Source organism: Shewanella japonica (assembly GCF_002075795.1).
In the GTDB taxonomy this organism is placed as follows: Bacteria; Pseudomonadota; Gammaproteobacteria; order Enterobacterales; family Shewanellaceae; genus Shewanella; species Shewanella japonica.
In genome coordinates, this window is sequence record NZ_CP020472.1 from 4,556,230 (window position 1) to 4,569,259 (window position 13,030).

The 13,030-nt window shown below is 39.5% G+C and carries 6 protein-coding genes and 1 pseudogene; 1 reads left to right on the forward strand and 6 read right to left on the reverse strand.

Going from position 1 to position 13,030, the window contains the following annotated elements; translation table 11 throughout:
- The first annotated feature begins 93 nt into the window (after nt 1–93).
- Entirely contained in the window at nt 94–672 is a 579-nt protein-coding gene (locus tag SJ2017_RS19455) for an ankyrin repeat domain-containing protein (RefSeq protein ID WP_225442120.1), read from the forward strand.
- A 360-nt stretch (nt 673–1,032) separates the two neighbouring features.
- Here the strand turns inward: SJ2017_RS19455 and SJ2017_RS19460 are convergent, their stop codons facing one another.
- The 6 genes and pseudogenes from SJ2017_RS19460 to SJ2017_RS19490 all read right to left on the reverse strand — a co-directional run bounded on the left by SJ2017_RS19460 (nt 1,033) and on the right by SJ2017_RS19490 (nt 13,027).
- Nucleotides 1,033–2,226 carry an IS4 family transposase gene (locus SJ2017_RS19460; protein ID WP_080917359.1) on the reverse strand — a complete coding sequence of 398 codons (1,194 nt, stop codon included), beginning with the start codon at nt 2,224–2,226 and terminating at the stop codon, nt 1,033–1,035.
- A 638-nt stretch (nt 2,227–2,864) separates the two neighbouring features.
- Nucleotides 2,865–6,458: a VCBS domain-containing protein gene (locus SJ2017_RS19465; RefSeq protein WP_080917032.1), complete on the reverse strand. Its 3,594-nt coding sequence runs from the start codon at nt 6,456–6,458 to the stop codon at nt 2,865–2,867.
- 63 nt (nt 6,459–6,521) lie between these two features.
- Nucleotides 6,522–9,560 carry a TonB-dependent receptor gene (locus SJ2017_RS19470; protein ID WP_080917034.1) on the reverse strand — a complete coding sequence of 1,013 codons (3,039 nt, stop codon included), beginning with the start codon at nt 9,558–9,560 and terminating at the stop codon, nt 6,522–6,524.
- A gap of 382 nt (nt 9,561–9,942) precedes the next feature.
- Nucleotides 9,943–10,932, reverse strand: a complete 990-nt coding sequence (locus SJ2017_RS19475) for a polysaccharide lyase family 7 protein (RefSeq protein WP_080917036.1) — start codon at nt 10,930–10,932, stop codon at nt 9,943–9,945.
- Nucleotides 10,933–12,027: 1,095 nt separating this feature from the next.
- Nucleotides 12,028–12,222 (reverse strand): annotated as a pseudogene (locus SJ2017_RS19485) (transposase); the annotation flags it as partial.
- A gap of 283 nt (nt 12,223–12,505) precedes the next feature.
- A complete protein-coding gene (locus SJ2017_RS19490; protein WP_080917039.1) occupies nt 12,506–13,027 on the reverse strand; it encodes an imm11 family protein in 522 nt (173 codons plus the stop codon).
- Nucleotides 13,028–13,030: the final 3 nt, after the last annotated feature.

Consider the following 13,030-nt stretch of genomic DNA (forward strand, 5'->3'; position numbering starts at 1 on the left):
CCTGCAAGACGTAATTGTGCTCTTTTCTGCCCGTTTAGAGTGCGTCTTGCAGGCCATCCCCATTATCCATTTTTATTCGTACCGGTACTTAATATGTCAACCTCATTAAAATCTATCCCGAACTTATTAAAAATCGGCTTTTCAGCCAGTTTTGTTATGGCTTATTTATTATTGTCTTACTCAACAGCTCAACCTGTAGAGACAAGCAATATTGATGATTTGAGCAAGAATGATGCGGCTCAATCTATTACGCCCAGTCAAGATATTGATAAAGAAACACAGCTATTAATGGATTACTTTTTTGCAGCGGCCAGAACGGGCGATGTTGAAGTATTAACCCACTTTATTGAAGCAGGCTTCCCTATAGATCAACGTAATAACCAAAGTTACACCGCCTTAATGGTGTCAGCGTACAACGGCCATCCATCAGCAACATCAGCATTACTTGAAATGGGCGCCAATGCTTGCTTACAGGATAAGCGAGGAAACACTGCAATAATGGGCGCTGTAATTAAGGCAGAATTTACAATAATTAAGCAGCTATATAACCATGAATGCGACGCAAACCTGACGAATAAATCAGGTATGACACTGGAGGATTTTGCAGAATATTGGGGACAAAGTGATAAATTAAGCAGTGCTATTTTGGTTAACAGCCCGATTAAACAATGATGATGTCAGATGGTGCAAGAGTTATCTAATACAGAAACTTGCCGATTGAATTAATATGAACTTAACTTATTGTCGCTGCGAAAATAAGCTGACATAACCCTTATCAGACTTTCAAGCTCTTAGCTTAAATATATAACCATATCCTGATATAAAATATAACCATAAGCTGACAAATTGTAATATTCACTAATAAACGAGAATAGTGTCATGTTCTTTTATTACGATTAAGACATTAGCTCTTTCTAGCTCACTTTTGTACAAAAGTAAGTTAATACAGAAATTATAAAAGTGGGCTGTGAGATTAGAAAATGTATGGTAATAAATTAAAGTTTACACTGACCCTGAGGGATCCCCACGAATTTAATAACATGCTTGTGGTTCCCGAATTAAGCCCTTTAGTGTCTTGATAGCTATCTGCCAATGCGATTTCAACAGCTTTAAGTGCCTATCTTTGTATGCTCTCAAGCCTATAAATTGGTTTGAGAGGACATTGCGGTGCTTTATTGAATTAGCTTGATACTGCCAGTGTTTGTCTGCAGATTTCACCGCTAACCCTAAGAGGTACAGTGTAAATTGAGACAAGGAGGCAATCATTAGTAATACGCTAAGTCTAGTTATTATTCGAGTACCACTATCATTCAATTTTAGGCCTGTTTTAACATCTCTAAAGCTTTCCTCTATCTGCATTCTGGTCGCATAAATTTGAACAACACGCTTAGCGGCAGCCTTCGACTGAGAAAGAGATGTTGCCAATAACCAAGGCTCTTTTTCTCGCTCAGCATTGGCTCGAGAACGCTTGCTACTTCTAGCTTTATCGCCAACAGCATTTTTATCTTTTCGTCCTCTTACTGCTCGCTTAAAAAGCACCAATCGAGATTGAAATGGCGAGTTCTCACCTAATAGAAATTCCCCAAGCCATTTGGCTCTAGAGCTTGCTTGAACATACAGTTTCTTAACTGGATACCAATGCTGCTCTGAGAGTTTTTTGCAGTGTGTTCTATTCCTAAAGCGCCCAACGTAATCCCAGTTAAGCGATAGTATCTGCCTAAACCAAGGTATGCGAAAGCCTGCATCGGTGACGATGATAGGCTTGCAATCACTGGGCAGCATGGTCTTTAATTTTGTCAGAAATAATTGGTGAGTCTTTGGCTTCTCTTTCTTATTAAGAGGATGTATTTCTTCGTAGAGCGTGAGTGAGCGTCCTTGAGCTGCAAGGGATGCGCGGATGAGGAAATTCTGTTTACGATCATCCAAATCAGACCAATCAATATGAATAATTGGCTGTTTAATATTCCCCACTAGCAGATAGGCCATACGGCTATAGATAAACTCAATATCACGATGTAAATGAGTGTTACTACAAAGCCTGTCTACACGCTTAATCTTGTGCTTTTCCATGGCTTTACTATCAATGTCTCGACCAAGACCAGTAACAGAAATAGAGCCCCCATTCATCGAACTTTTGATGGCAGTAAATAGGCTCAGGCGACGAGTTTTGTGCATCATTGGGGTGACAAGTGATAGGCATTTTGATAAAACTTGCTTTGCATTCATGGCATTTGCTCGTGGTAATTTTTGTTTGGCGATAAATTTGATCACCAAATGCCGTGAATGTTCCTCATGTTTTTGCCTATCTCATTATTTCTATTTGTCTTTTTGTGGGGATTCGTCAGACACTGACCCAACATATTCTTGATTTATATGGGAACGACAATCAATAATATTATTGAGATGTTTAAGCATAATGAGATGTTTAAGCATAATGAGTGTAAAAGTAAAGCAAAGCAAATGGGTGGCTATTTAATTACAGTGACGAGATCAATCAAGTTATTACCTAATACTGATCAGTTAACAATTTTGGCCGTTATTTCAGGTACGGCATAAAGGACTCTTTATTGTATAGTTGCCTTTCATTGAATTATCTCAAGCGCTCTAAAAGCTTTATCTAAAATCTGTTATTTCATTCACCTATTTATTAAAATGCTTATAGCTGGATATTTAAAAAACTCGCTAAAGACGAAAAAGATAAAGAGGAAAAATAGATATACTTTGCTATTTATCACTTTTAAAAGAGCGAAAGTCGCATTCAAATAGCACAGTTTGGTCTACAAAATAAGTACAAAAAATGCCGCTATCAATAAGCGGCATTTTTAACACATTATTTAAAACATTAATTTACAACTGCAAGTTAATTAGTCTTCTTGCACTGTTGCTTCGGCAGAACTAGAGTAAGTCGTACTTAGATCGTCACCCACAGCATAACTTTCGAAGTCCTCAGATAGCATTGCAGTATCGTTTGCATCAGCGATAACAATGTCATCAGCGAGTAACTCTTTGGCTGACTCTTTAGAAGAGCTACCTATACGGATTTGGTACGTTTCTGTCGCTGTACCTGTATTGATTGCTTCATAAGGGCCGTAGAAGGTTGTGCCACCATCAATTGAAAGTGAATAACCTGTTGCAGTCCATTCAAGCACTACATCAATATCGGTATCATTTGCATGCGTTAAGCCATCAATGATTTGCTGCGATTTTGCTGCATCACGATATTTAACACTACCATCATTACTAAAGATAATTTCGCCTGTTAGGTTACTTGAAGAGGCTGAGCCACCATAAATACTAATATAAGCGGTATTATCTTCGCTAACCTCTGGTGTTGCAGTAAAGCCAGCAATCGCCTGTAACTTAACGGTTGTTGAAATAGAGCCTTCAGCAAGTGGAGTCGTGGTTAAGCGTAACTCAGCGTCAGCGTCTAGTGATGTGTCGGCCATTCGGGCAACTTTATTTACACTACTTCCCGCTATGGTCTTAACGGTTGCTTCAGCAGAACTTGAATACATTGCACTTAAATCTTCACCTTCAGCATAAGTTTCGAAGTCTTCAGATAGCACTGCCATATCGCTCTCATCAGCAATGACGATATCATCAGCGAGTAATTCTTTTGCTGACTCTTTCGAAGAGCTACCAATACGAATTTGATACGTTTCGGTCGCTGTACCAGTATTGATTGCTTCATAAGGACCGTAGAACGTAGTACCACCATCAATTGAAAGTGAATAACCTGTTGCTGTCCAAGCAAGAACTACATCAATATCTGTATCATCAAAATAAGTTAAGCCATCAATGGTTTGTTGATCTTTATTTGCATCACGATACTTAACAGCACCGTCTTTAGCAAAGACAATTTCACCCGTTAAGTTACTTGAAGAAGCAGAGCCACCATAGATACTGATGTAAGCGGTATTATCTTCAGAAACTTCTGGTGTAGCAGTGAAGCCAGAAATTGCTTGTAGCTTAATGGTTGTAGAAATAGAACCTTCAGCAAGTGGCTCCGTTGTTAAACGTAACTCAGCGTCAGCAGTTAATGATGTATCAGCCATTCTGGCAACATTGTTTGCTCCAGTATCAACAACAATTGTGCCTGTAATTGTGATTGCTAATTCAGCGGTAGTGCCATCAAAAGATTCAATAGTAAAGGTATCGATTTCACTTTCACCCACAACAAGTGCTGCAATAGTGGCATTAGCAGTATCAAGTGTATACGTCCAAGAGCCATCTTCTAAAATTGCTAATGTACCGTATGTACCCATTAAGGTTGTCTGAACAATAAAAGCTTCGCCATCATCTGGGTCAAGTACACTTACAGCACCTGCTGCCGTTGCCTCATCACTTGCAATTCTTCCAGTTAAATCAAAGAATGCTGCTGGCGTAGCTTCTTCTGTGCCATCGCCTGCATCAAATACAGACACTTCAGCGTAAATAGCTAGGCTATATTTGCTGTCTGTACCATCTAAAGTTTCACCTGCATCATAGCCTTCAAAGTCATCTGAAAATATACTTGTAGTGCCAGCGGTATCAGAAAATACTTCAATGTTATCAGCATAGAAAGAACCGAAAGGAATCGTTCTATCATTATCACCGAATCTAAATTGGATAGCTTTAACACCATCAGCGAACCACTGGTCTAAGCCTGTATAATCAGAGTCAACAACTGCTGCAGTAGAGAATGAACCTCCACCAATCACTTCACCATCAATAGTCACGGTGATTTGATCTGCCTGATCTAAGTCCCATGTGATTTCTACATCATAAAACTGCTCTTCAACAAATGGGGCAGTGATTATATTGCCAGGGTAAGCGTCACTGTCAGTATTTCGAACAAAGAAACGAGGGTCAATTACAGTGCCGTCGGCTTGAGTTTGAGTTCCTTGAATACGCAAATCTATAAGCGATTCACTAGAACTACCAGATGAGCCATAAAGCGTAATGTAGGCATCTTTAATATTTCCATCACTACCAAGCGCAACCTCTTTAGATATAGATGCAGTCAGCTTACCTTGACGAAGGTTATCAACGCTAAATCTAATCTCACCCGTATCGCCGCCTGTATCGCTTATTTTTACAACTTGAGTAAGTGAAGCAACACGAATATTAATTTCAGCAGTGGTACCATCAATAGAAGCGATAGTGATTGAATCACTTACAGACTCACCTAGTTCAAGGTTCGCTAAAGTATCATTTGCAGTGTTAACCGTGTAAGACCAGCTACCGTTGGCACTGATACTAAATGTACCATAATCAAGTGCCACATCAGTTTGAGCAACAAAAGCATCTTCTTCGAAGTTTGGATCGATAATGGTTAGTGAACCAGTTAATGGATCCGTAGCTGTATGTTGAACAGTACCGCCAAATTCACCTTCGATGATTGCTGCAACAGGGTCATTGTTATAACCAACAGCGGCTCCAATTCCGTCAAGTAACGCCTCATCAACAGAACTAGCAACTTGTGAAGTCGTTTGCAAATTAATTTGTGCTGTCTCAAGTGTCACTAAAGACTCTTCAGAAAAAGAACCATCAGCGACGTCACTAGCAAGATCTTCCATAACGGTAGATAAATCTGCGTCTGCGTTGTCTGCATCAACTTGTGATAGTAGCGCTAGCACAGAACCATATCTATCAGCATCTTCAGCACCATCAGCACCAAGTTCAACAGTACCAACTAAAGTAGGAAGCACTTCTGTTGTATCAAAACGAATACCAAAACGAGCATTAATTATTTCAGCTGCGTCAGCAAACTGGTTTAAATCACTACCCGCGTTTTGAACAGCCATTTCGGTTAAAGGAGAAACAACATAGGTAGGTGGTGGTAGTATGGTTTCCACACCCTCATCATCAGTCTCAATAATATTTTCAACTACATTCACTACAGATCTTAGTTGAGGAGCATCTAAGGTTAAACCTGTTGATTCGTCCGTATAAGTACCGCCAGTACACGCAATTAAACCCGCACCTTCGAAGTGTATGTCGATAAAAGTAACGCCACCTGAAGTGTCAGAGGTTGCAGTGCCTTGCTCAGGAAGAACCGCAGCACCACTATCATCAACTTCAAATATGTCACAAGTTGCACCATCAATAGGTCCCTTAATAATGCTAGCAGAAACATCTAAGGTCGGGTTGATAGTGGGTGTAGATGCACCTACGCCTTCGGTAAAGCCTGCATCATCGGTATAATTAGCAGAAACAGAAATGACAGTGCCTTCGTCAGCTTCAGTAATTGTGTAAGATGTGCCGATTGTACCTGTTGACCAAACATAGGTAATGGTGTCTGCTTGAATTCCGTCAGCATCAGTAGCTGCTGCAGAGATTGTTTCGCCAGCGATAAAATTGCTTCCGGTTATTGCTATACTACCGCGAGTATTTCCATCTAGTTCAGCACCGTCATCACCGCCACAACCTAATAGGCCTGTCGCAATGATGAGCGATAAAAGAGATTTATTATTCATTTTTATGACTCCAAAAAGATTCTTTTCCAAATTTAGCTTGTTTTATTTAAGTACTAGACTTGGCTAGTACTTAAAGCTGACACCTGCGAACAGGCGAGGACCGTAATCACTTACTTGACCCAAGTTACCTTGGGTATAGAAGTCATCACTGCGAGGCTCACTGAACAAGTTAATTGCTGAAACTTTAATACGAAGGTGTTGATTGATTTTGTAAGCAGCACGAGCTTCCCAAATACCTGCCTCATCAACATAACGCAGTCTTGTGCCGTTAGAAGTGTATGGTTGGAAGTATTCACTACGATACTTGTAGATAAGAGCAGTATCAAAACCGCCTATTTGGTAGTAAACCTGTCCATTGAATACATGCTCAGAAAATCCAGGTACTGAAGCAGGAGGAACAATACCTACGGTTTCCTGAGTAACAACACCATCTAAACCAGTCGTATAGGTATTACCGTAGTTACTGTCTTCAAACTCATAGGTTGTATCGGCGTAGTTATAACCAAGCTTCACACCAATGCCTAAATCCCAACGATACGAGAATGTCGCTTCGAAACCATAAAGGTCACTGTTTTCGTCAGTAGTGACTGAATTAGTAATAGGTAAAGAAACTTCCACACCGTCAACGATAAAATTCTCTAACTGTGTTTGCTGTTGGTAACCGCCATTGAATTGCTTATAGTAAACACCTAGCGCTACCATAGAGTCATCGCTTGGATACCATTCAAAAGCAGCGTCATAGTTCCATGACATTAATGGTTGAAGATCAGGGTTACCTGAACCATTAACACCAACCAACAAGTCTTCAACTGATTCAGGGTCATCCGAGTCATCGGTTACGAATGTGCGGCTATAACTTAGATCAGATGGATCTGCACGTGACATACCTCGGTAAATACCGGCCCTTAGGAGAATATTGTCATCATAATCAACGACTAAGTTAAAGCTTGGTAGTACTTCAGTGTAATCACCACCACTTTCAATCTTTTCAATACTTCCGTTTGGTACTAATTCGACGATACCTGTCGCCGGATCAGTGACAACGTCGAAACCTTCTCGAAAGCCAATAGAGGTAACGTCAGTATCCACTACACGAACACCAAAGTTACCACGAATATATTTACCAAACATTTCAGTGTCGTAATTAAGCATGGCGTAAGCAGAGGTAGTTTGTTCTGTTACGTCAATAGTACCCGCATTCTCGTATGTAACATCTGGGTATGCGAATTCGCCGCCTTGTGATGCTGCTACTGCTTGAGAGAAACACTCGTTATTGTAAGTTGCCCACGAAGCGCCTGTACCGCTTTCTACAACATTACCTGAACTGTCAACATGGGTGATAATATCACCGTCAGAAACACTGGATAAAAAATCAGTCTCAGGGAAGGCTATTTGGCAACCTTCAAGTACATCGATGGCCGATGTTGCAGATTCATCTAAATTATATGTCGTTCTTGAGCCATTACCGTTCGTGCCACCAAATTGAACAAATGTTAACTCAGAAACGCGAACGCCAGCTTGAACGCTACTAAAAAAATCACTGTCTAGAATATAATCAATATCAAGGCGTGCACCCATAATTTCGTTGTCGCGGACATTTTCTCTGTCGATACGAGTACGAAGGCTATCAGTAAAATTGGAAATATCAGTCACATCAAAATCAGTCACTGTGAAATGAGGAATATATTCACCTAAATCCCAAGATAAGAAAGGACGAGAGCTCGTTCTTCCTCGGTTTGTTATTTGTAGTTCTTCACGGCTGGTTTTAGAATAGCCAAGGTCAAGACTAATCTTTAGATCATCAGAGAAAAAATGTTCAACGTTCAAGCCATATCCACGATATTTTTCTTCACGCGAAAATTGCTCGCCCGCAGACTCGATGCGTTCTTCACCTTCCCAATGTAGAATACCGCCAACATCGTTTGTGATCAGATTTTGTCCCGTTACACCCGGTGTAACGCGCTTTTGTAAGAAAATTAAATCATGACGCGCTTCTGCTTGGGTACGATCTGAAATTTGCGCGTCAAAATTGATATCCCATTTATTTGAGGGTTGGTATTGTAGAGCAAAGAATAAAGCGTCTCTTTCATCAGAGGTTTCATTTTGACGGAAGCTTCGGCTTGAGCCAGTCCATGCGTATTCTCTACCATCATCTACTGCAAGACCTGTGTCTGGATCAATATCATTATTATAACCTTGGTTATTTGAGCCAACAATTTCATCTTCACAATCGCCCGCTGAGCTACGGAAAAAACCGGTATTGGTATCGGTTGGATCATTCAAACATGCCCACAAAGATGAACCCGTTGGGCTTGAGCTTCTATATTCAGCTTCTGGCTGGCTAATATCTTGACGCTGCAAACCTACACTCAAACCAAATGCTTGACCGTTATCAAACTCAAATTGATCAACATAACTTAGTGTTCCACGGTAGCCCAAATCACCTTGAAGTGAATTGTCAACGTTTGCTTGGTCTGGGTTGTAGTTACCTTTTACTTCAGCCTGAAAACGTTGCTTACCAAAATCTAAAGGCTTAAGTGTCTCCAGAGTAATAACACCGGCAACCCCACCTTCAATCATGGAAGCGTCTTGTGTTTTATAAATAGCGACTTTCTGCATCAACTCTGATGGGAACTGAGAAAAGTTAACTGAACGGTCACCACTACCGTTGGTCGCTTCACGGCCATTGATGTTAGTGGCACTTAAGAATGGACCTAAACCACGAATACTGATTTCAGTAGCACCACCATTTTCACGGTGAGATGATGCCCCCGTTAATGTTTCTAGCGCCTCACCAATTGAAAGTGCAGGTAAATCACCAATATCTGAAGCAGATAAACCGTCAACAACCGTGGTAGATTCACGCTTTATTGAAATTTGGTCTTGAATTGTTTTACGTGTACCAGTAACGACAACAACTTCTATATCATTATCAACTTTATCTAGATTTTCAGTTTCGGCTTCTTGTGCTATTGCCGAAAATGCAAAAGAACTGGTTACAGAAGTAAATGCAGCAAGCTTCATCCATTTTGCTATAGGTGAAAGCTTGAACTTCCCTATTTTATGGATGGGTTTTGTTTTTTTACTTAACTTCGTCGACATACCGTACTTCCCCTTAGTATTTTAATAAGCATGTTAATGCCATTTATTGGTATATTTATTTTTGCAAGCAGGTTACTGCCATTTACTTCTTATATTTATTATTGCAAGCAGGTAACTGCCTTAAATTCTTATATTTATTATTGCAAGCAGGTTACTGCCATTAAATTCTTATATTTATTATTGCAAGCAGGTTACTGCCATTAAATTCTTATATTTATTATTGCAAGCAGGTGGCTGCCTTAAATTCTTATATTTAAATTAGCGCTATATTAATTTCAACAGACGAAACCCAAACAAAATTTCTAACCTATTAATTTAAATAAAAATATAACCAATAGTTGTAGTTACGAGTTACGAGTTTTAAATTGATGTATTAACTGCGCTAAAATTTATACCCTTTATGCGTGTTATGGATATGATAGAAAGTAGCTTGAACATAATCACCATCAGCGCCGCCATTGTTTTGGTTATAAACACCCGCTTTAAAATACATATACTGGTTACTAGCACTGTAACCACTATCTTTCATATCAAAGTACTTAGTAATATTAGGCTTACCTTCCCTGATTATAGTGACGAACAACACTTCATCTTCGACGGAAATTTTATAAGAGAACTTTTCGTTTAAGGCGATGCCGTCATCAGGATCTGACAAAGTATGTGAACGTGAGCCAATCATATTTATCCAAATATCATCACCATCATTTATTTCATGGGCAAAATAAATAGACCCTTTCGAATTGCCAGGTAATTTTCGGTAATATAAACGGATGGGTTCGTCATCCGTCGCGTGAATTTGGCCGATGATCACGCGTCCGACCTTTTTTTCATCACCAGTGGTAGATACTCGGTTTATTGCCAAAGTCCCTTCCAAACTGCCTTCAACTCCCCCAGACTTAGCTTTCGCCGAACCATGCGCATTGCTGAAAACCCAGTTATTTTTAGTCAGGCCACGCGTTTTTATTCGACTATTACCTCTACGTAGCATTTCGCGTAGTTCGGTTCTCGCATATTTTGTATTTTTTGAGGTCTTGGCACCTACGTTTGGGCAAGCGAATACCAAGCCACCATCATCTGCTGTATAAAAAAATGGCTTTAAGTTAAAGCCTTTACTTAATGATTTCTCATAGACGGTATCAGCTTTTTTATCTTCGTTGAGATCGGTTGGCAACGTTAATGACCAATCGAGTAAGTCAAAATTTTCACCTGGCTTTTTAAGCGGATCGAGTTTTGACAAATCCCCCAGTAAAACACCTTCAGCAAGGCTAGTGTGTGACTTAGGAATAAGCGTATTCCCCTCAATTTCCTGAGCATTGAGTGATGCGCTAAAAACAGCTAAAGCAAAAACTAGCGCAGCAAAAACGTCACACATTTTCCTTTGAAAATGTCGGTAAGATTTATATGTGTTGATATTGGAATCCTTGATAATTTACGATCTCTTTGTTGAATATGTTCGTGTATTGTTCGGCTTAATATTTTCAACGCTTTCTTAGAATACCTATATGCGCAGCATATAGTGGCGCACCTACACATGAACTTAACTAACCCCGAAAAACGTAATAAAAATAGGTAAGACTTTGCTTCTAATTAACACCAAAAATTATCTAATTTCGTTGTAAAAAGAAGCAGAACTCTTTGTTGTATATGATCAAAGAGCTATGATTAATTGCAATGCATAGAATCATAGACAACTTACCTAACACAGTTACACTCTTAACAACTTATTCACACCTATAACTTTGTGTTAAACAAAATATAACCACCACAACATATCGTTGTCAACCAAAATAGTGACCCAAGCATTACCAAAAAACTAAATTGGTAGTAACTAGAGCATAAAAAAAGACTAACGCATTGGCTTGACACATTTTCTATTTGATAAAAATAAATCATATAAACAGCACCTTATATAAAAACCGAGCTGTTGTTGTAGAATAGTTTTTATATTCACTACCAATGGATATGACAACATGACCAAATAACATAACAAACTTAACCAGCGGTCAGGCTGCATTACCAACCCACAAGGGATGATATTACCAATTTACAGGAAGTGTTATTACCAGTTTTGATACAAGAATAACCAATAGATGATGTGATGAGATTACAGTTCAGAACTAATAAGCAGATAATAAGCTGTACGATAATTCGTATGGATTGTGATTTATCATTAATGATCTTGTTGAACGAAGCTACGCTGTCAGGCGCATTAGAGCTTATTTCGATGCATGTCCTGATAACCTTTCAACCGAAGATTTGAAGCGCTACTTTGCCAGTTTGATTGCCTTAAATTCGTGGAGCACCGTGAAACTCGACCGTAATGGGTTGCACATTCACTTGTAAATAGGTCTATCGACATGTCCTTGCCAACAATGGCAGTGGCTTAATATTATTCTGCTGCCAGAAGTCAATAGACTGTCTGATATGCTTACGCCCGCAGAAGTCTCTATCGTTATTAGTCTTACTCATAAGCTGCGATATCAATGGCAAACACATCCGTCAGTTCAAGAATGAGTGATTCAATCCATCCACGTCTGTGGTCATAGTTGTTACCTGTGTATTTATCATCACCACATAAGAAGGCGCGGCGAACCACGCGGCTACAGCAATGATAGTAAGGGGTGTCTTCAAGACTAATTTGGTTTCTACGAGGGCGCGGCATCATAACCTCCTTGTTTAATGCTCAAATCAAGCTTAGTAGGAAGTCACGATTGATGCCATTAACTATGGGTGTCTATTTATTTTTTAACCTCCTTGTTTAATGCTCAAATCAAGCTTAGTAGGAAGTCACGATTGATGCCATTAACTATGGGTGTCTATTTATTTTTGCCTCAAAATGGGAATGTTTTCAGCCGGGTAAATTGCTAGTAATGCTGAAGTTGTGATGATGGATAAAGCGGGTTCCCACCGATCGGAGATCGGTGGGCAATTATTTGAGAGTAAGGTTAGTGATGTTGAGGTGGTGTTGTGGATACCGCTTCAAAATGCCCTGTATTAATCCCGCTCTTTCTTAAAGCATGGTTTACATCGTGCGATATTATTATTCTTGAATCGGAGCCGGGGATGGGGAATATCCCTATGCCATAAGCTTTAGCTGGTTCAATACATGCTTTAACAACAAAACCTCCCTCAGCAAATATAGAGTTCGAAGTGTCAAGAATATCATGTGTTTTTAAAAACTGTGGCACATAACATTCATTTCTGCTACATGGTGATGCAACAATTACTTTATGCCAAATGTAGTGTGACTTATCAGTTACAACTGAGTCTATAACATCCTTTACCCTCTTTGAAACCAATGGCCAGCCAAGGTCATTAGCGAGAATGTCATAGTTTGCATCAGAGTTTATATTAAATAAAATATCATTAGCACTTGTTTGCAATTCATCGATAAAGTCAATGTCGCATTCATCTGAAATAGTTGCTACCACCGAATCGTCAGGTGGCAGCAAATAATAAAAATTCATCAA